This window comes from Clostridium sp. AM34-11AC (assembly GCF_003435375.1).
Taxonomy (GTDB): domain Bacteria; phylum Bacillota; class Clostridia; order Lachnospirales; family Lachnospiraceae; genus Pilosibacter; species Pilosibacter fragilis.
The window spans coordinates 1-20,262 of the sequence record NZ_QWGL01000030.1 but is presented as its reverse complement, the minus strand read 5'-3'; the positions used below and the strand labels follow the sequence as shown (position 1 = coordinate 20,262).

At 39.4% G+C, this 20,262-nt stretch carries 18 protein-coding genes and 1 other RNA gene; all 19 read left to right on the top strand.

Features of this window, described 5'->3' with window-relative positions; translation table 11 throughout:
* The first annotated feature begins 67 nt into the window (after nucleotides 1–67).
* The 19 genes from dnaG (at nucleotide 68) to DW826_RS18700 (ending at nucleotide 20,260) form a co-directional block, all read left to right on the top strand.
* Nucleotides 68–1,834 carry a DNA primase gene (gene dnaG, locus DW826_RS14300; RefSeq protein ID WP_117553076.1) on the top strand — a complete coding sequence of 589 codons (1,767 nt, stop codon included), beginning with the start codon at nucleotides 68–70 and terminating at the stop codon, nucleotides 1,832–1,834.
* A 59-nt stretch (nucleotides 1,835–1,893) separates the two neighbouring features.
* Nucleotides 1,894–3,018 (top strand): RNA polymerase sigma factor RpoD, encoded by a 1,125-nt coding sequence (gene rpoD, locus DW826_RS14295; protein ID WP_117504659.1) that lies wholly within the window; start codon nucleotides 1,894–1,896, stop codon nucleotides 3,016–3,018.
* A 159-nt stretch (nucleotides 3,019–3,177) separates the two neighbouring features.
* Nucleotides 3,178–3,924, top strand: a complete 747-nt coding sequence (locus tag DW826_RS14290; protein WP_117553075.1) for a class I SAM-dependent methyltransferase — start codon at nucleotides 3,178–3,180, stop codon at nucleotides 3,922–3,924.
* A complete protein-coding gene (locus tag DW826_RS14285; protein ID WP_117553074.1) occupies nucleotides 3,902–4,702 on the top strand; it encodes a Nif3-like dinuclear metal center hexameric protein in 801 nt (266 codons plus the stop codon). Before DW826_RS14290 ends, DW826_RS14285 begins: the two co-directional genes overlap by 23 nt.
* A gap of 296 nt (nucleotides 4,703–4,998) precedes the next feature.
* The gene (locus DW826_RS14280; protein ID WP_117553082.1) at nucleotides 4,999–6,654 is read left to right on the top strand and encodes a nucleoside kinase; all 1,656 of its coding nucleotides are present in this window, start codon (nucleotides 4,999–5,001) and stop codon (nucleotides 6,652–6,654) included.
* A gap of 136 nt (nucleotides 6,655–6,790) precedes the next feature.
* An RNA gene (rnpB, locus tag DW826_RS14275) (RNase P RNA component class A) lies at nucleotides 6,791–7,135 on the top strand.
* A gap of 235 nt (nucleotides 7,136–7,370) precedes the next feature.
* Nucleotides 7,371–7,508 carry a hypothetical protein gene (locus DW826_RS18340; protein WP_181968087.1) on the top strand — a complete coding sequence of 46 codons (138 nt, stop codon included), beginning with the start codon at nucleotides 7,371–7,373 and terminating at the stop codon, nucleotides 7,506–7,508.
* Nucleotides 7,509–7,540: 32 nt separating this feature from the next.
* On the top strand, nucleotides 7,541–7,954 hold the full coding sequence (locus DW826_RS14270) for a hypothetical protein (protein WP_117553073.1): 414 nt from the start codon (nucleotides 7,541–7,543) through the stop codon (nucleotides 7,952–7,954).
* A gap of 782 nt (nucleotides 7,955–8,736) precedes the next feature.
* Nucleotides 8,737–9,882, top strand: a complete 1,146-nt coding sequence (locus DW826_RS14260; protein ID WP_117553071.1) for a DUF3800 domain-containing protein — start codon at nucleotides 8,737–8,739, stop codon at nucleotides 9,880–9,882.
* A gap of 23 nt (nucleotides 9,883–9,905) precedes the next feature.
* Nucleotides 9,906–10,718, top strand: coding sequence for a hypothetical protein (locus DW826_RS14255; RefSeq protein ID WP_117553070.1), 813 nt, complete (start codon nucleotides 9,906–9,908; stop codon nucleotides 10,716–10,718).
* 94 nt (nucleotides 10,719–10,812) lie between these two features.
* Entirely contained in the window at nucleotides 10,813–12,450 is a 1,638-nt protein-coding gene (locus tag DW826_RS14250; RefSeq protein WP_117553069.1) for an AAA family ATPase, read from the top strand.
* Nucleotides 12,444–13,550 (top strand): UvrD-helicase domain-containing protein, encoded by a 1,107-nt coding sequence (locus DW826_RS14245; protein ID WP_117553068.1) that lies wholly within the window; start codon nucleotides 12,444–12,446, stop codon nucleotides 13,548–13,550. The genes DW826_RS14250 and DW826_RS14245 overlap by 7 nt, the downstream gene beginning before the upstream one ends.
* 65 nt (nucleotides 13,551–13,615) lie before the next feature.
* Nucleotides 13,616–14,944, top strand: coding sequence for an FRG domain-containing protein (locus DW826_RS14240; RefSeq protein WP_117553067.1), 1,329 nt, complete (start codon nucleotides 13,616–13,618; stop codon nucleotides 14,942–14,944).
* Nucleotides 14,945–15,112: 168 nt separating this feature from the next.
* Entirely contained in the window at nucleotides 15,113–15,442 is a 330-nt protein-coding gene (locus DW826_RS14235; RefSeq protein ID WP_117553066.1) for a hypothetical protein, read from the top strand.
* A gap of 39 nt (nucleotides 15,443–15,481) precedes the next feature.
* Entirely contained in the window at nucleotides 15,482–15,976 is a 495-nt protein-coding gene (locus tag DW826_RS14230; protein WP_181968086.1) for a hypothetical protein, read from the top strand.
* A gap of 52 nt (nucleotides 15,977–16,028) precedes the next feature.
* Nucleotides 16,029–17,240 carry an MBL fold metallo-hydrolase gene (locus DW826_RS14225; protein WP_117553064.1) on the top strand — a complete coding sequence of 404 codons (1,212 nt, stop codon included), beginning with the start codon at nucleotides 16,029–16,031 and terminating at the stop codon, nucleotides 17,238–17,240.
* 76 nt (nucleotides 17,241–17,316) lie between these two features.
* Entirely contained in the window at nucleotides 17,317–18,504 is a 1,188-nt protein-coding gene (locus DW826_RS14220) for a hypothetical protein (RefSeq protein ID WP_117553063.1), read from the top strand.
* Nucleotides 18,505–18,551: 47 nt separating this feature from the next.
* Nucleotides 18,552–19,886: an HNH endonuclease gene (locus DW826_RS14215; RefSeq protein WP_117553062.1), complete on the top strand. Its 1,335-nt coding sequence runs from the start codon at nucleotides 18,552–18,554 to the stop codon at nucleotides 19,884–19,886.
* Nucleotides 19,887–19,957: 71 nt separating this feature from the next.
* Complete coding sequence (locus DW826_RS18700) at nucleotides 19,958–20,260, top strand: hypothetical protein (RefSeq protein ID WP_242994109.1); 303 nt, start codon at nucleotides 19,958–19,960, stop codon at nucleotides 20,258–20,260.
* Nucleotides 20,261–20,262: the final 2 nt, after the last annotated feature.

Here is a 20,262-nt window from a genome sequence, read left to right as displayed (position 1 = left end):
GCGAGGTTTCTGAGAGGAAAGTGCAGAGCGGTTTTGCGGAAAATACATATCGCGGGAGGGATGAAGCGTGTATTACCCGGAAGAAGTGATCGAGGAAGTACGAACAAGAAATGACATCGTGGACATCGTGTCCCAGTATGTGAATTTAAAGAAAAAGGGCGCAAACTATTTCGGATTGTGCCCGTTTCATAATGAGAAATCCCCGTCCTTTTCCGTTTCACCGGGAAAGCAGATGTATTACTGCTTCGGATGCGGAGCAGGCGGAAATGTCATCACCTTTGTGATGGAATATGAAAATTATACCTTCGTGGAAGCCGTGAAGATGCTGGCGGACCGGGCGGGAATTGCCCTGCCGGAGGTGGAATACTCAAAGGAGGCGAGAGCTCAGGCAGACCTGAAAAATACGCTCCTTGAGATCAACCGTCTCGCGGCGAACTTCTTTTATTATCAGTTAAAGCAGCCGTCCGGAAAGGTTGGATACGACTATTTTAAGGAGAAACGCCGTCTGACGGACGATACGATCCGCCACTTCGGCCTTGGGTATTCCAGCAAGGTGCCGGACGACCTTTACCGGTATATGAGGTCGAAGGGATACAGTGACGATATTTTAAAAGAGACAGGTCTTTTCTTTATCGATGAGAGGGGGGCCAGAGATAAATTCTGGAACCGTGTCATGTTCCCGATCTTAGACGTCAATAACCGTGTCATCGGTTTCGGTGGCCGTGTAATGGGGGACGGGGAGCCGAAATATTTAAACTCCCCGGAGACGAAGATCTTTGATAAGAGCCGGAATCTCTACGGACTGAATTTCGCGAGAACGTCCAGGGCGAAATATATGCTGATCTGTGAAGGCTATGTGGACGTGATCGCTATGCATCAGGCCGGATTTACGAACGCTGTGGCATCTCTGGGGACCGCGTTTACGTCCCAGCACGCGATGCTTTTAAAGCGCTACACGGATCAGGTAGTCCTGACCTACGACAGCGATGGGGCGGGAGTGAAGGCGGCGCTCCGCGCGATTCCGATCTTAAAAGAGGTTGGAATGTCCATCAAGGTTTTAAATATGAAGCCCTATAAGGACCCGGACGAGTTTATCAAGAATCTTGGGAAAGAGGAATTCCAGAAGCGGATCGACAATGCCGTCGGAAGCTTTATGTTCGAAATCTCCGTGATCCGGAGCCAGTACAACATGCAGGACCCGGAGTCGAAGACAGGGTTTTATAACGCCATCGCGAAGAAGCTTCTGGAATTTCCGGAAAAGCTGGAGCGTGATAATTACACGGAAGCTGTTGCAAGGGAGTATATGATCCCGGAGACGGATCTCAAAAACCTCGTGAACTCCATGGGCGGACTCATCGGAGTGACCACAAGGGAGCGGGAGTACGATAAGGAGCGGACCCGCCAGAAAAAGGAGAAGGAGGACGGGATCCGGAAGTCCCAGAGACTGCTTCTCACCTGGCTTATCGAGCGTCCGCAGCTTTTCGAAAAGATCCGCGGCATTATCACACCGGAGGATTTTGACGACGAGCTTTACAGAGAAGCGGCATCCATGGTCTTCGATGAATATGAAAAAACAGGAAGCGTGAACCCCGCGCAGATCCTGAATCATTTCATCGAGGGCGAGGAACAATACAGGGAAGTGGCGGCCTTATTCCACGCGAGTCTCAGCGAGTCCTTAAATAATGAGGAACAGAGGAGAGCGCTCTCGGAAACCGTCAAAAAGATAAAGAAACACAGTCTGGAGGTAAAGGGAAAAACAGCAGATATCAGAGAGTTACAGGAAATCATCAGGCAGCAGTCAGCACTGGCTGTCCTGAATATCACACTTGACTGAGAGAAGCAGAAGCAAAAAGGCAGACACGAGGAACGTCAGGTGCCGGGAAGGATGGAATTATGGAGGAAAAGACACTTACATTTGAAGAGAAGTTATCAAAACTTCTGGAACTCGCAAAAAGTAAAAAGAACGTCCTTGATGAAAAGGAAGTTCTGGATGCCTTTGCGGGGGAAGAACTGACACCCGAGAAGCTGGACCGCATATACGACTTCCTGGATAAAAAACATGTCGACGTCTTAAAAATGTCGAACGATGATGATATGGATCCGGATCTGTTTTCGGAGGATGAAGATGCAGATCCGGAGGATGAGATTGATGTGGAGCATATCGATCTATCCGTACCGGAGGGGATCGGTGTAGATGATCCGGTCCGGATGTACTTAAAAGAGATCGGAAAAGTGCCGCTGCTTTCCCCGGATGAGGAGATCGAACTGGCAAAGAAGATCGAGCTCGGTGACGAGGAGGCAAAGAAGAAGCTTGCGGAGTCGAACCTGCGTCTTGTGGTGAGTATCGCAAAACGGTATGCCGGACGGGGCATGCAGCTGCTCGACCTGATCCAGGAGGGAAATCTTGGACTCATTAAGGCAGTCGAGAAGTTTGATTACAGGAAAGGCTATAAATTCAGCACCTACGCGACCTGGTGGATCCGTCAGGCGATCACCCGCGCCATTGCGGATCAGGCGAGAACGATCCGGATTCCGGTACACATGGTGGAGACCATCAACCGTCTTGTGCGGACCCAGAGACAGTTAGTCCAGAAGCTTGGCCGTGAGGCAACGCCGGAGGAGCTCGCGAAGGAGCTCGATATGCCGGTGGAACGTGTCCGTGAGATCATGAAGATCTCTCAGGATCCGGTGTCCTTAGAGACTCCGATCGGCGAGGAGGAGGACAGCCACCTCGGGGACTTTATCCAGGATAATAATGTGGAAGTCCCGGCGGATGCCGCGACCTACACGCTACTCCACGAACAGCTGATGGATGTGCTGTCAACGCTCACTGAGAGGGAACAGAAAGTTCTGCGCCTGAGATTTGGCCTGGATGACGGAAGACCGAGGACTCTGGAGGAGGTCGGAAGACAGTTCAACGTGACGAGGGAGCGGATCCGCCAGATCGAGGCGAAGGCCCTTAGAAAACTGCGCCATCCGAGCAGGAGTAAGATCTTGAAAGATTATCTGGATGAGTAAAAAGATATGGGAAGCAGGAAAAGATCTGTGCAGGAAAAGGCAGTCAGGGATGGCCTGTCTGTCTGTGTGCTCCGGGGCGAAGTTAAACTGCCGGGAAATACAAAAAGACGGCTGCGAAATCGAAAAGCAGTCATGTAAAAGAGAAATGGAGAAATCAATATGAAATTATCAGAACGCCTGGAGCTGGTGCTCTCGTTTGTGGAACCTGGGGAGTCCGCGGCAGACGTTGGGACGGACCACGGACATGTTCCGGTGGAGCTTGTCAGGAGAACGATCGCGAAGAAGGCCGTGGCTATGGATGTGCGGAAAGGTCCGTTATCCAGGGCGACGGAGAATATTGCCCTGGCTGGACTTGCCGATAAGATCGAGACGAGACTTTCTGACGGTGTCGCAAAGCTTCTGCCGGGAGAGGCAGATTCTGTCGTGATCGCGGGAATGGGCGGCGAGCTGATCATTAAGATCCTGGAAAACGGAAGACATATGTGGGATCCGGTGAAACAGTGGGTCTTATCACCGCAGTCGGAGATCTTTAAGGTCAGAAGATGGCTTTTTGAGAACGGTTTTGTGATCCGGAAGGAAGATATGGTCCTTGAAGACGGGAAGTTTTATACAGTGATGGATGTGCGGAGAGAGAAAGACGCAGATTCTGAGGGAAAAACAGTGGATCCGGATGTTTTAAGCCTTTCTGAGGACAGCCGCATGCTCTACGGCGATTATCTGATCCGAACGAAGAACCCTGTTCTTCTTACATATCTGAAGGAGGAAGAGGCGAAGCTTCTGCGGTTCATCGAGGATCTTTCCGCGAAAGCGGGGGATTCCGAACGGGCGGCAGAGCGGCTTTCCGAGTTGAAATTACAGTTAAAAGAAAATCAGGAGGTACAGCATGAAATGCAGGGAGATCATTGAAATCTTAGAGACGCTTGCGCCGAAGTCCTGTGCCTGTGACTGGGATAATCCGGGACTTTTAGCAGGGCGGATCGACAAGGACGTGAAGAAGATCCTTTTGACGCTGGACGCGGATGATGCGGCGGTGGAGCGGGCGAAGGAGATCGGGGCAGATATGCTGTTAAGCCATCATCCGCTGATCTTTAAGCCGGTGAAGCATGTTTCGGACGAGGATTTTATTGGAAGACGGCTTGTGTCCCTGATCCAGTCGGATGTGTCATACTATGCGATGCATACAAATTTTGATTCGGCGCCGGGGTGTATGGCAGATATTGTGGCGGACCGGTTGAATTTTACCGATCAGAAGCCGCTGGAGGCCATGGGAGAGATTTCCGGGACGGAGTACGGAATCGGTAAGACAGGATCGTTGAAAGTGCCTATGAAGGGCTTGGAGCTCGCGAGAGAGGTTAAGAACCGGTTTGGACTTCCGTTTGTGACTGTTTATGGAAGTGAGCTCTATGAGGATACTCCAATTGTGAAGGCAGCTACCTGCCCGGGGGCCGGTGGAAGTGAGCTTAAGGAGGCACTGAAGGCAGGCGCTCAGGCGTTTATCACCGGAGATATCAGCCACCATGAGGGAATCGACGCGGCGGCTCAGGGGATGATGATCATTGATGCGGGTCATTATGGGCTGGAGCATATTTTCATGGATTTCATGGAAGGATTTTTGAAGGAAAAGTTACCTGATGATATCGAAGTCGTGAAGATGGCGGTGAAGTTTCCGGCGGTCGCGGTGTAGGTAATTGGCTTCGGGGACGCACCGGTCAGCCTCCGCCCCCGGGCTGAGATGATTTTCGGGGCGGTTCCTCTAAGCTTGCATGCGAATGCTAAGGGCGGAGAAAAGGTGACACAACTCGCTTCGCTCAGACAAGTGTCACCTTTCCTCCAACGCATTCACCTGCGAGCTAAGAGGAAGCCAATCCCCGAAAAACAGGCGCCCGGGATCGGAGGCTGACCGGTGCTATAGATCGAAATGAGATGGTTGTTGCTGATGTTGTGAATGGCATCAGCGGAGAGGTTGTGGGAGGTGGTTTTATGGCAGTTGTTAAGGTGAATGGAATCGAAAGATCGTATCCGGAGGGAACAACCTATCTGGAGATCGCGAGAGATTTTCAGGATCAGTATGAGAATGATATCCTGCTTGTGCGGGTCAATGGAAAGCTCAGGGAGCTTGAAAAGACTCTGGCGGGAGATTCTGAGATTTCTTTTATCACAGCGAAGGAAAATGCAGGTTATAAGACGTATGAGCGCAGTGCGATCTTTCTGATGCTGAAGGCGTTTTATGAGGTAATTCCGCGAGAGAAGATCAGGAAGATCCAGATCGACTTTGCTCTGGGAAACGGGATTTATGGAGAACTTGTCGGGGATATTCCGGTAGACGAGAAGCTGCTGACTTCAGTGAAGGTACATATGGAGAAACTTAGGGACGCAGCGATCCCGGTGAAAAAGCGGAGTGTCAATACAGATGACGCGGTGGAGCTCTTTGGAAAGCATGGGATGCATGATAAGGAGCAGCTGTTCCAGTATCGTCGGGCGTCGCGGGTGAATATTTACAGCATTGGGGAGTTTGAGGACTATTTTTATGGATATATGGTTCCGGACACAAGTTATGTGAAGTATTTTGACCTTGTTCCGTGTCATGCGGGATTTTTGCTCCTGCTTCCGGTGAAAACGGATCCGAAACATGTGGAGCATCCGGCGATCCGGGAGAAGCTGTTTTCAATCCTGCATTCTTCCTACCGCTGGAGTGACAGCCTGGAGGTACCGAACGTCGGCGCATTAAATAAGATGATCGTGGACGGCAGAGGGCAGGATCTGATCCTGATGCAGGAGGCGCTGCAGGAGAAAAATATCGGTCAGGTTGCTGAGAAGGCAGTGAAGGATCCGGACCGCAGGATCGTGATGATCGCGGGACCGTCTTCGTCCGGTAAGACAACCTTCAGCCACAGGCTTTCAACTCAGTTTGCGGCGCTTGGATACAATCCGCATCCGATCTCTGTGGACAACTATTTTCGCAACCGGGAAGAGTATCCGCTTGACGAGAACGGGCAGCCGGATTTTGAGGCGCTTGGGTGCGTGGATATTCCGCAGTTTAATGAGGATATGAACGCTCTGCTCTCCGGTAAGACCATCGAACTTCCACGGTTTAACTTTAAGACCGGTAAGAGGGAATACAAAGGCGAAATGCTGAAGCTTGGAAAGAAGGATATTCTCGTCATCGAGGGCATCCACTGCCTGAATGACGCGATGTCCTCAGAACTTCCGAAGGACAGCAAATTTAAGATCTACATCAGCGCCCTGACCCAGTTGAATGTGGATGAGCACAACCGGATCCCGACAACTGACGGACGACTGATCCGCCGGATGGTGCGGGACGCGAGAACAAGAGGAACCTCCGCGTTAGAGACGATCGAGCGCTGGCCGTCGGTGCGCCGCGGCGAGGACAAGAATATCTTCCCGTACCAGGAGAGCGCCGATGTGATGTTTAACTCCGCGCTTGTGTATGAGCTTGCGGTATTGAAGCTCTATGCGGAACCGCTGCTCTTCAATATCCCGAGAGACCGGGAAGAGTATGATGAGGCAAAACGGCTCCTCAAATTCCTGGACTATTTCCTTGCCATCGACAGTGATGTGATCCCGAAGACTTCGATTCTCAGGGAGTTTATCGGGGGAAGCTGCCTGAACGTGTAGTTGTATCCGCTTTTTTTCTGTGGTATTTTCATAGGAGTGTGCATCCATATGGACATTATCTGTAAAAGCCGTAACGAAAAAAATATAAACACACGTCTGGACATCAAAATAAATATATGCTAAAATGAACAAGTTCTGAGTAAGACAGATGGTCGCTGCTGCAGTCCTAAGGGATGCAGGAGAGGAAAGTCCGGGCTTCAAAGGGCAGGGTGCCGGATAACGTCCGGCGAAGGCGACTTCAGGGACAGTGCAACAGAAATAAACCGCATGGAAACATGTAAGGGTGGAAAGGCAGTGTAAGAGACTACCGCCTCAATGGTAACAGGGAGGGCACATGCAAACCCCACTCGAAGCAAGGCCAAACAGGAAGCATAAGGCGGCCCGTCTGCTTCCGGGTAGGCCGCTTGAGCCGTCCGGTGACGGACGGTCTAGATAGATGACCATCCAACGACATAACCCGGCTTATCGTCTTGCTCAGAATATTGAATAAGGAAAATGATGAAGACCGCTTTCCAGGATCTCGGGTTGAGATTTTGGGGAGCGGTCTTTTTAAATCTTATGATAGATACATAAATGCAGGAAAAACTGTAGCTTTTTTGTCACCTGAAATGCGACACAAATACTAATATCTGTGATATGATAGAGAAAAAGAAGGTCTGCAGGTGAACCTGCGGTGAATCAGGGGGTATTATATATGCGTGAATGGATGGATTTAAATGATGATGGAGAAATCGATGCTTTCGAAACAGATAATGAAAGATGAAATGCTTTGTACCAGTCGTGAAGAGCATATAGCATTGTTCGGGGATGCCGTGGATTTTGATGATGATAGTGATGAGGATGATGATTTCTAACATTGTGTTTGATTGGAGATAGTGATAGTTGCATGGCAGGCTGGGATTTAAAATGTGGTTTAATAACAAAATATGACTTAGATGAAGAGTATATATGGTCATTGTTCAACTATGTATTTTCAGATGAGTGCAGAAAAAGAAATACATATAAATTTGGCTTGATTAAGGCAATTTTGGATAATGTTTTTTCGGGAAAAAGCAAAGAACAAGGTATCTATTATACGTATGAGCAGTTATTTGCCAAATTTGCAGAAAACTATTGGAATTTAGTTGTTAAGTACCATTTGTGTCAAATGAGAAAAGATGGAAAATCGGAGTATTCAAAGATAGAAAAAATTTTCCAGGAAGCAACAACGGAAAATCCGTTGTTATCCATATTAGAGTTTGCATCTATTGAAGAAGGAAAGAGAACAAGTATTATTAAATTGGTTGTACAGGAATGCTAAAAGAATGTTATTGGGGCACTGTATAATGATTTTAATGGAACGATTTATTCATTTGATTTGAAAGAATCTGGCCTTACATTGAATCCCTGTGTTTATGAGTTTATATTGAAATATAAATACGAACTTGAAAAGTTAAATTATTATTCCTGGGCGCGTATGCTGGAGCAAATTAACAATGATGATGTTCTGATCAGAGTAATAAACAAATTGGAATTATCAACACCGCGCAGAGATAATCTGTCGGTATATAGAGAAATTCTTAGAAAAGAATTCGAAGAGAATACATGCTTTTATTGCGGAAAAAAATTGCAGAAGAGCATTCACGTAGACCATTTTATTCCATGGTCATTTGTAAAAGATGATAAGATCTGGAATCTCGTTTTATCATGCGCAGAATGCAATGAAGGATGTAAACTGTTTTAAATCAATTCGATATGCTTTAATTGTCTTATAGTATAGTCTTTTCTATGATTTACAGTATTCAAGGTATTTCTCAGTAATGGGAATAAGTGTATTCATGTGTAAGTATCTCCTTTTTATAATTCAGTTATTGTTTTTAGAGTTATTAGGAACCTGATCCATTTTACCTCTTATTTATATCGACAATGAGTGGAAAGACTTTCAAAACGCGGAAGCGTGTGTAATGTGTAAAATGTGGAATGCACATTGTGTATTGTAAATAGGTCGTTGGTGTTTAAAAGAATAGAAAAAGGTATATTCAAGTGCTATAATATAAGTGTTGGAAGAGGTTGAACAATTCTGATATGGGAGGTATTCGTTCTATGGCAGAAGAAAAGAATATAGATCCATTAGTTTTCATGCAACAGGAACTGTGTGATATGTGGGGGATCAACAATCAAACGAAGTATGTGTTCTATTATGATGAAAGTAATAATTGCAGAAAGTTTTGGGTTGATGATAGTAAGCAGCAGTTTAATACGGATCATACAGCTGACTTTGTGCTGGCAGGGTTAGTAAGAAAAGAGGAAGAAAAAGTAGAAGCTTCGCTTGAAACATTCCGCAAACCATTAAAGTTGCAAGCAAATGTAGAAGAGATTAAGTTTAAAAATCTGTATGCAAAAGGTGATTTTTTGCAGTGCGTGAAGGAAAGACGATTATTTGAAACTTTATCATGGATAGATAAATCGCCTTTTTATATTCATTACACTAATGTGAATAATTTATTTTATACACTTGTTGAAATATTCGATTCCATTGTAAAACCTGATGAGATAAGTGAATTTGGATATGACTATTTTAAAATGAAGAGTGTATTTTATTATATGTTTAAAGGGAAAGCAGACGCATTACAAATCTTGATGTTCAAATATAAGTACCCCAATATACAGCGGGAGGATGTAGAAGCATTTTGTAATGACTTACTGTTCTTGCTCGGGAGCAGGAGAGAAATGAAGGAAGAGGAAAAGTTCCTAGCAGGAATGCTTGCCAGGGCAGCACAGAGTGATGAATTAGTATTTTTACATGATAACGATGATTATGTTATGCAGGAAAACTATGCGGAATTCTATGCTGACCCTATCCGAAAATATCAGAAGTCAAGGCACATATTTGATGAGGAAACGACAGTACAGGACATAGTAAAAAAGCAGATAGCAATGGGGGAGAATATGGCAGATAATTTCAACTTTGTGAAATCTGAGACAGACATATTCGTGCAGTTATCGGATGTAGTAGCAGGGATTTTAGGAAAACTATTTAAGTACATAAATTCCACAAGTGTAAATCAGCGTAGAAGAGATGTTGAAGGTTTATCAAAGCTTCAGGTTGAAAATATTTTACTGATTGATAAGCTACGTATGGAAGCAGATCGGGAGAATCCCGGATTTTTATGTTCGATTGGTCCTTGGGATGGGATAGGAATACTTAATAGATTTTTCGAAATGGTAAAGAGCAGAAAGGAAAAATAGTTTGAATCGGGAGGTTTGATGATATGGATGTTTTTGCAATAGAAAAAGGAAAGGCACTGAAACTTTCAGTAGATGAATTTGAAAAACAGACATGCCATGATTATCCTTATTACAGAACTAATAAGGATAAACGACTTTCTTTGTATTCGATTTGTCCTGAATGTGGAAATCCAATTCAGATTGTCAATATGTATGGGGAAGAAATGATGCAGAATGTAACCCATAAAGTAACTCTTTATGGGAAACATACAGGTCGAGCGGTAGAAGGCTTTCCGTATTGGAATGAGGCTGAGATGAAAAATTGCTCATTATATAAGCCATCACCATTGGGGAACACGGAAATAAGAACAAAAACAGAAGAGTCCGAGGAAATAAAAGAAATTATTGAAAAGAATTGGAGAAGGATAAAGCAGGATATTAGAGGTATTGTAGGAGTTAATATACCGAATTCTGTAATGGAACATATGTATGAAGTTTTTATGGAATCTCATGCGTATAGTTATAAAGCAGTAAATAAGTACAATATACCATATGCTATGCTTAGATATCAGGAAACAATATCAATTTATCACACTTTTTTGTTTGACTCTCCAATGAGCGAAATTGTAAAAGAGAAAATAAATAATAATAGTAAGTACTTTGAGATTTTGGATAAGGAAATAAAGAGAAAGTTAAGTGGAGGTTACAATTTAGGCATATACTTGACAAAATATCAAAAGAAAGAGCACAAGCAGTATATACATATGGTGGTATATGAAGTCGGTGGCCATGGGAAGGAAAGCAGAAATATTATCTTAGAAGAAAAAATAGAGATGAAATCTTGGATTTATACGTAAGTGTATAGAAATAGGTAATATAGTATATTTCTCATGATGGGAAAAGATGTTGTTTTTGGCAGAAATACATATGAGCAATATGAGGAGATATAGAATGTTTATTAGAAAAGTCAAAATTCATAATTTTAAATGCTATAAAGATTTTGAAATTACTCTTGAAGAAGGTTTAAACATTGTTGTTGGAGATAATGAAGCGGGAAAGTCTACAATACTAGAAGCTATAAATCTGGCACTAACCGGAATTATTAGCGGGAAGAGTATTTGGAATGAAATTTCGCAGTATATTTTTAATAAAGAGGCAGTAGATGAGTATATTGTTTTGTTAGGCACGGCACCTATAGCACTTCCATACATAACAATAGAAATCTTTTTTGGTGGGGATGAAAATCCTTTGATGAATGGGGATGCAAATTCAGATAGAGATAACAGTGCGGAAGGATTTTGCTTCAAAATTGCATTTAATGACAAATATGCAGATGAATATGAGGCATTAGTGCAACAGGGCAATGTTAAAAGCTTGCCAATTGAATATTATGATATTACATGGACAACCTTTGCCAGAGATGCAATCACAACACGTGGCATACCTTATAAATCAAGTTTGATTGATTCATCTGAATATAGATATCAAAGTGGAAATGATCTGTATTTGTCAAGAATTATAAAGGGGGCATTGGAACCGGAGGATATAACATCTATTGCACAGGCACATAGAAAAATGAGGGATACATTTATTAATGATCCTTCAATAGAAGCCATTAACAATAAAATAAATCAGGATGCAAGTTTGACAGATAAAAAAATAGCATTATCAGTAGAATTGGTTACTATAAATGCATGGGAGAATAGCCTTGTTACACAATTGGATGAAATACCATTTCATTATGTGGGAAAGGGAGAGCAATGTGTTGTTAAGACGGAACTGGCATTAGCAAAACGTACCTCACAAAATGCAAGTATTATTTTGTTAGAAGAACCAGAAAATCATCTGTCACATACAAGATTGAATCAATTGATTAAGTGTATTTCGGAACAATATGCAGAAAAACAGATACTTATTTCAACACATAGTAGTTTGGTTGCAAATAAGTTAGGATTGAGGAAAGTGATGCTACTTGAGAATTTAAGGATAATAAAATTTTCTGAACTATCGGGAGATACATATAATTTCTTTAAGAAGGTGGCTGGGTATGATACATTGCGAATGATTTTATGTAAGAAAGCTATTTTGTGTGAAGGAGATTCGGACGAGCTGGTGATTCAAAAAGCATATATGCAACTTAATGATGGGCGGTTGCCGATAGAGGATGGTATAGAAGTGATTTCCGTAGGTGTATCATTTTTACGTTTCCTTGAGATTGCAGATTGTATTCAGACAAAAATCGCGGTTGTTACAGATAACGATGGGGATTTGGCAGCTATCAACAAAAAGTATGAAAATTATATAGGTGCAAATCAGAAAGAATATATAAAGATATGTGTTGATGATGTTGTGGACACAGGGACACTTAAGATTGGCAAGAGTGATTATAATTACAACACTTTAGAACCGAAACTTTTGAAAGCTAATGGTTTAGATAAGTTAAATCGTATTTTTGGTACTGCTTATACGGATGAGGACGATTTGAGGAAATTTATGAAGCATAACAAAACGGAATGCGGATTGAAAATCTTCGAATCTTCTGAACAGATAGAAATACCGGAATATATTTTGGAGGCTATCAAATGGTAAATAGATTGATAATTGCGGCAGCAGGATCTGGTAAAACTACATATTTGGTTAGACAGGCGATGCAACAATCGGACAGTGTGTTAATAACAACATACACTATTGCTAATGAACTGGAAATCCGTAAAAAATTTGTAGAACTTAATGGTTGTGTTCCGCATAATGTTACCATACAAACATGGTACTCATTTCTTTTACAGCATGGGGTTCGACCATTTCAGGGAGTGGTCTTAGATGATAAGATTAATGGTATGATATTAGTTAATGAAAAGTCTGGGAAAAAATATAATGGTAAATATGGTCCGGTATATTATGCAGAAGAGGACTATAGAAATTTTTATTTCACGGATGGAATGAAAATGTATTCTGATAAGATTGCAAAATTTGTATGTCGTTGTGAAAAGGAGACTAAAGGAAGGGTTTCGCAAAGAATTAGCAGGATTTATCCTAAGATATATATAGATGAAATTCAAGATTTGGCGGGATATGATTTAGACATCATAAAAAGTATGTTGCAAGCGGATTGTGATGTGACAATGGTAGGAGATCCCAGACAGGTAACATATCATACGCATAATGAAGCAAAGTATAAGAAGTATGCAGATGGTAAGATAGAAGAATTTATTAGAAGTGAGTGTAAAAAAATAGATTGCATTATTGATAAAGAGACTTTGAATGATTCTTACAGAAATAACCAAAGTATATGTTCATATTCATCGCAGTTGTATGAAGAATATGGCGAAACTGGAACAAAGCAATTTGAGGTAACAGGGCATGACGGAGTTTATTTGGTAAGACCGAATGATGTTGATGCATATTTAGAAGAATTTAAGCCAATACAACTCAGGGAGAAGAGAACAGTAAAAGTAAATGACGGGTATTCTGCAATAAATATGGGCGAGTCTAAAGGATTAACATATGATAGAGTCTTAATTTATCCAACCGGAACAATGAAAAACTGGATGAAGGATCATTCAAAAAAATTGCAACCCAAAACAAGGTCTCAATTTTACGTTGCAATAACTAGAGCAAGATATAGTGTGGGAATTGTTTTTGATTATGATGAGAAAACCAATATTGAAGGTGTGGAAAAGTATCAGTAATTTGAAAATTGTGTTGTGTAATGTAACAGTAATAAACTGTGACATATACGAAGGAGGAACGTAAAATGTTTTTTTTCTTTTATGGTGAACTAGGAGAATTGGAATATAATGCCATTGTCAAAAGTGCTTTTGAGAAGATGATGTTTGAAAAATTGCAATCAGAAGGATATTGTGATATTAATCCGTTAATAGGGCGACCGAGAACTTCTAAATCTGAAATTGAAAATAATTTGAAGAGATTAGATTCTCCATTAGCTAAGGTTTTCGCAGGAAAGTATGCTACAAACACTAAGGAACTCGAAACAATAATGCTACCGGTACTTAAAGAACTTGAAGAAAAAACATCAAAAAATAAATGTTCTTTTGATGAATACAATTATTTTGCCATTATTTATTTTATTTTTCAAATGTACAAATCTGTTGATAAGAAGCTTGATTGTGTAAAAGAGTTATACAGAACTTGGAATGAACATGAGCATGAGTATGAGTATGATATCAGGATGTCAAACGGAATTGTTTTTGATGCAGCCAAGGTTGAGGTTAACTTCATATCTTCAATTAATCAGTATGTAGATTTTTTGGGACAAATAAGAAAAAATGATGGCAAACTGTTTTTTCGAGGGCACAGTAAAGTTTCTTATGATTTGAAACCATCGTTATTTCGAAAAGAAGAATGGTTATCAAACGAAAAGAAAATGTATTTAGAATTAATGGCGAAATGTCCTTTTGAATTTGAACGATTAAAATCTCATATAGAAAAACTGGCAGAAATGCAACACTATGGATTACCAACAAGATTGCTAGATATTACCCAAAATCCATTGATTGCACTATTTTTTGCCTGTGAATCCCAACATTCGTATCATGGTGAAATAATAATTTTTTCACAGAATCTGGATTCAATAAAATATTTTCAAAGTGATACTGTTGCAATGCTTGCATCACTTCCCTTATTTACCAAAAGTGAACAAATGCAATTTTACCATTCAAGTTTTATTAAGGCATCGAATGTGAATGATTTTAATGATAATGTTGAACGACTCGTTCACGAGGTGCGAATGGAACGTCCGGGGTTTAAATCGGAAATAAGGGCAGAGGATATAAGAGATGCTGTTGTTTGTATTCCTGCAAAAAAGAACAGAAGAATTGATAATCAAGAAGGCGCATTTGTTGTTTGTGGACTGCTTGATGAAATATATGGTAACAAAAAGTATAATACATTATCAAATCTGCGCTTAAAATTGGATAATAAAAAGATTGCAATCTGCATTATTGATAAAAAGGCCGAGTTATTAAATGAATTGGAAAGTTTAGGAATAAATAAGGCAAAGATTTATCCGGAAATAGATGACGTTGCGGATTATATAAAAACTCATGTTAATAAAACTGTATAAATATGGGAAATGCTTTGACATGAAGTATATGGGAGGCGCATGAACGTGAAATACACTATGCTGGAAAATGGATTAGATTTTATAATTACAGGTCTTGAACACCTTCAAAATGCAGAACAGGAAAACGTGGAAGAGATAGTGAGGGATAGATAATAGTTAAAATATTCATTGCTTCATTTATCCGCCGGTATAGAGCTTGTATTTAAAAGCCGGTTGGATATAGAGCATTGGACTTATATTTTTGATGATATGAATCATGCTTCAAGGAATAAATATACGGATGGTTCATTAAAAACGGTTGATAGTAATACAGCCATCGAACGATTAGAAAATTTGTGTGGATATGTTTTTGCTGAAAAACAGAAAGTACAGTTAAAGCGACTTAGAGAAACGAGAAACAGATTTGAACATGGAGCAATCGATAATAACCCTAGAGCTGTGGAAAGTGTAATTAATAATGCAGTTGAAGTGATTGTTGATTTTCTAGGGAAAAACTAAAACGAGTTTGAAATACCATCTAATATGCTTAGTGATGGGTTGACAGAGAGAGAAAAGGAATATTACAAAAGGCTTCAAATTGAAACAAAAAAATTGAAGAATCATCATGATGATGCTGTAAAACTAGCCATTTCAAGAGCGTTAAATATTACATTGCAAGAATATTTAATGGAATGTCCGGAATGCGGAGAAATGTTATTAAGGTATGGTGATGGTAATACACAATGCGAGTGCTATTATTGTGGTTATTCTGAGAAGCCGGCTAATGTTGCAAAAAAATATATTGAGAAAGTATTGCATATATCTGAATATGAGGTAGGGAATCATGGGGGTGAATTTCCCTTATTTACCTGCCCTGACTGTGATACTGATAGTATGGTAAAAACAGATTCATCATATTTTTGTTTTTGTTGTGGAACGAAATATCAGTTGAATGAAATGAAGTACTGTGAGAGATGTGGAGAATTATTTTTTCCTATAGATGACGATTTTATCTGTAAAGATTGTATGGATGGACAAATTAATGAGCGATGATGTTTTTTCATGGAGGGAAAAGTAAGAATAAAAATACGAGGGGGATTCCAATATGGATAATAGTTTTAGTATGAAGCGAGAATTTGAATTAAAAGAAGGATTATACTTTGTTCATGGGTATTATCTAAGTGGATGGAGAGAGAATGATATAGAGGAGTTATATCGTGACCAGATGATACTGATGCAAGATAGCATGGATGACATATATGATATTGATGCTTATGATATAAATCTGAGAGAAATGCGGCTGGAAAATCAAATTATGATTCCGGAAGGAGAGTTTGTGTATTACGATGGTAGAGAATTTCAAACAGCAGAGGATAATCCCACATCCATTGTGCATACCGAACTTAATAAGCAACTAATCAGAACGATTGGATTTCAAAATTACGGAAATCAGCCCAAGGAAGTAAATGAAGATATATCAGACGTATGCTCATATCATATAAATGTTGGACATGGAAACTGTAGCATTATCGTTTTTTGCGAAAATGGTTCATACAATATGTGGATGGTAGACTGCTCGGCATTTGATTTTACCAATAAGCATAATTACAGTTCTAATTTGGAAGATTGTTTACAGTCTATTTTCAATAAGTTTGGAATAGACAGAATATCAAAATTGATGATTACACACCTGCACTATGATCATATTAACGGAATTGAACATTTAATTAAAAGAGGATGGATTGATGCCAATACAGAAGTATGGATGAATACACAATATCCTTGGAAACAGCCTACATATAATCGTATTTTATTACAATTAAGTGCTTTAGGAGTTAAATTTATAGATCCGATTATTGGTAATTCTACAAACAATATTCATATTCTGTATCCAGATGTCAGTTTCAACAAAAAAAACAAGGCACCAAAGAACAATATCAATAATACATCTGTTTTATATCAGATATGTTTTGGGGAAAATAGTATGCTATTTACAGGAGATATTGAGACGGAAGGTTGGGAGAATGTATCAACTTGTATGCCCAATTTGTGTAAATCAACATATTACTGTATATCACATCATGGTAGTATTACAGGGCATATTCGAAGTAATTGTATGCCAGCAAATTGTTGTATTACAACACTTGCAGATTGTGCTGATTCAACAAGATTACAAGTATTAATGGGAAGAGACGGAGCATATAAGGGGGTGTACAGCAGAAAAGTTCTTGGAGATTTTAAGAATATAGAAAAAACAGAGGAAGCACAGAAATACCTTAGTCTGGACTGGAAAACGGGTAAAGTGCGTAGTGTTTAGGAGAGCGGAAAGTGAAAGATTTTGTTTCTTTTGTAAAAAATACTTCAACTGAGAATTTATTAAATTTTGGGGAGAAATGTCTATAAAAATATATCAGAAACAGCTAAAAAACACTGATAAAAATGAATTAAAGGCAACGATTAACTTCCCTTTGAAAATACACCAATATGGATTTATTCAACGAAATGTAGAAGTAATGCTTTCGGCGTGGGATATTCCTGACATGATATATACATCTATTTGTGAAAGCAATGATTACCGGAAAGGACATATGACAGAAGATATGGCGGGCTATGTGACAAATTTGTATAGAGGATTTGAAAACGATAAATCTAAGATACATTATTTGAATGAAGTATCGTTGGCTGGAGTTTTTACTTATCTTATGGGAATGACATATGAACAGTTCGAGTTTCAGAATCTGGCTTGGACTTTACAAAATTTCAATAGAAATTATCATATTCTGGTTGCATCTGATAAAATTTGCAGAAAAGAGATAATTGACATCAATGCAATCGTTAGGGAACAATTTGGATTCGGACTCGATGAATTGTTAATGACTGAACTGATTATATTATGGTTGTGCGGTCAGCATTCTGATCCGTTGACGGCACCGGAAAATATGTATCAAGGAAAGGTTTCTCAAAGTGTAACAAGAGAAAAAATCGAAAGAATTATAGACTATTATTCCGTTGACTATGATCAGGTTCGAAATTGCGAGATAAAAAAGCAAATATTTTACTCGAAACCATTTGTGAAAACTCAAAAGCATAAACAGACCCTGTTAGTAAGTATGCACCTTTTGCAAATGTCTTTTGCAGATGGATTATATTGGATAGAGAGAGATTACTATTTAGATAAACACAAGGGGCAGAAATTTTTAAATGCATTTGGCAATATGTTTGAGGAGTATTTTCAGAAATTGGCACAATTGTATTTGCATCGGGATATGTGGGATAAAATCCCTGAAGGAAAAGAAAAGAGTGCGGATTTTTACATAGAATTTGAAGATGTGATATTTCTTTTTGAATTAAAGTCTGGCACTATGGGGATAGGCGCAAAACAACAGGTCCCGGAGGTGGATCTGATAGAAAAGTTCTATTCAAGGAACATTAGGGAAGCATATGAACAATTAAAAGCATCGGAAAAGGTTTATCAGCAGAAGGGAAAGCGGATTATAAAGGTCTTTTTGTTGTATGAGTTTACAAATAATACGCAAATTATGATGTCTTCTTTGCCGGAGATATTTGAAAAGGTTTGTTAATTTTGATTTTTTTAGATGTATGTAAGATATTGGAGGATTAGTATAGTATGGATGTAGTGGCAAAGATTGTTTTCATAGATGAACAAAGATTATTGATAATGGAAATGTCACCTGTAGCCGAAGTAAATCCATTTTTGAATGGAATTCTTTTTAACTTAACATTAGATAATGTTTCTAATGAACAGCCTATAAAAATGACTTGCGAAGGGAAAAATAGAGTTGTTGATTTTTTGGGACGTAAATATTCAAAGGTAAAAGAAGTAAATCGTTTGATAAAATTTTTTAGGGATGTGCCAATCCAAAACTATATTTATATTTATCCATATAATGAACAGTTTAATGAATTGTACGATACCTTGAAAGAATCATTACCATATTATAATAAAGGAGAGACAGATGAGACAATTGCATTAGAAATGAAGGAGTATATGGAAGTAAAGGGAAATATACAAAAATATTTAGATATATATCCATATGAAATACAAATGATAGTACCCGAACAAAAAGTGATAAAAGGTGAAAAAGATAAACGAAAAAGAAAATGTATTTATTGTGGTGGTAGTGTAAAGGATGGTAAAACAAGATATCAGGAAATCGCACATGCAATACCAGAGGCACTTGGAAATACTAAATTTATACAGAGAGAAGAGTGCGATGCATGTAATGATTATTTTGCAAGAAACGCTGAGGAAGATTTGTGCAATTTTCTTGTATGGAAAAGACTACAATATGGACTTAAAGGAAAAAATGGTTATCCAATTTTTCAACTTACAGATGGTAGATATGCAAGATTTTTTGATTATGAAAAAGAAGAATATGAGTCAGACTGGGGATGCTTTGAGAGTATAAAAGCATTTGTAAAAGAAAATAAAGTGAAAGGACCAGTTGTTATTTCGAACCAAAAGCCTGACAGTAGTGGTAATATCAAAATTACTTACGTCAAAGATTATGTTCCTCAACATGTTTATAAAACTTTTGTAAAATGTGTAATAGGTCTTATTGGGAATGAATCGTTGTTTCCCTTTGTTAAAACAATAGATTGGCTTCGATATGGAAACGATAATATTCAGTTGCCAGATGTTGTGTTACTTAAGTGTAAAAGATTAATATTAGAACCGGAATTATACATTTTTACGAGAAAAAAGCTATGTGATTATAGGATACCATATTGTTATGGTGAATTAAGAATTTTGGATACTATTTTTGTATTTATAATTCCGTTTACAGAAAACGATAAATATGATTTTGTTGATGAAAAAGAATGTAGAATATTTCTGGAAATGCTGAGAAATCAGTATGGGAGATATGAAACAGAAAATTTTTCAAGCATAGTTCCACGAAAAATAGACGAACAGTGCGTAATCAGTAAGCAGATTATTTAGAGATAGTAATTTGCTAAATTTTTTTTGTCCTATACTTGACATAAGCTGATGGCAATGGCAGGATGGCAAGGTTGTGGCACACAGCCATTTTGGTTAAATGGAATCCTATTTTTGAATACATTCCAATAGAAAGCCAGATTGAAAAATTTCAGGATGATTATTATGATGCGATAGCAAAATGCCATGTGGAGGGAGAATCTACGGTATTTATTGAATTTATGCTGGCTCAAATAGATAACATTTTAGATGAACTTTTGAATCAGATGACAAATAGCGCCACTGATGACGCTATTCTTGACGCCAATGGCGCTAATCATGACGTTGATAATATGGAATGCATTTTACGGAGCTCAGCGGTCGCCATTCTGTTTTAGAA

Bases quoted from the DNA above. Each gene is read 5' to 3' on its own strand.
- rpoD (WP_117504659.1), top strand. From the start codon at position 1,894: ATGGAGGAAAAGACACTTACATTTGAAGAGAAGTTATCAAAACTTCTG.
- DW826_RS14255 (WP_117553070.1), top strand. From the start codon at position 9,906: ATGGATGTTTTTGCAATAGAAAAAGGAAAGGCACTGAAACTTTCAGTA.
- DW826_RS14240 (WP_117553067.1), top strand. From the start codon at position 13,616: ATGTTTTTTTTCTTTTATGGTGAACTAGGAGAATTGGAATATAATGCC.
- DW826_RS14290 (WP_117553075.1), top strand. From the start codon at position 3,178: ATGAAATTATCAGAACGCCTGGAGCTGGTGCTCTCGTTTGTGGAACCT.
- DW826_RS14260 (WP_117553071.1), top strand. From the start codon at position 8,737: ATGGCAGAAGAAAAGAATATAGATCCATTAGTTTTCATGCAACAGGAA.
- DW826_RS14245 (WP_117553068.1), top strand. From the start codon at position 12,444: ATGGTAAATAGATTGATAATTGCGGCAGCAGGATCTGGTAAAACTACA.
- DW826_RS14285 (WP_117553074.1), top strand. From the start codon at position 3,902: ATGAAATGCAGGGAGATCATTGAAATCTTAGAGACGCTTGCGCCGAAG.
- DW826_RS14270 (WP_117553073.1), top strand. From the start codon at position 7,541: ATGGCAGGCTGGGATTTAAAATGTGGTTTAATAACAAAATATGACTTA.
- DW826_RS14250 (WP_117553069.1), top strand. From the start codon at position 10,813: ATGTTTATTAGAAAAGTCAAAATTCATAATTTTAAATGCTATAAAGAT.
- DW826_RS14280 (WP_117553082.1), top strand. From the start codon at position 4,999: ATGGCAGTTGTTAAGGTGAATGGAATCGAAAGATCGTATCCGGAGGGA.
- DW826_RS14220 (WP_117553063.1), top strand. From the start codon at position 17,317: ATGTCTATAAAAATATATCAGAAACAGCTAAAAAACACTGATAAAAAT.
- DW826_RS14225 (WP_117553064.1), top strand. From the start codon at position 16,029: ATGGATAATAGTTTTAGTATGAAGCGAGAATTTGAATTAAAAGAAGGA.
- DW826_RS18340 (WP_181968087.1), top strand. From the start codon at position 7,371: ATGATGATGGAGAAATCGATGCTTTCGAAACAGATAATGAAAGATGAA.
- DW826_RS14215 (WP_117553062.1), top strand. From the start codon at position 18,552: ATGGATGTAGTGGCAAAGATTGTTTTCATAGATGAACAAAGATTATTG.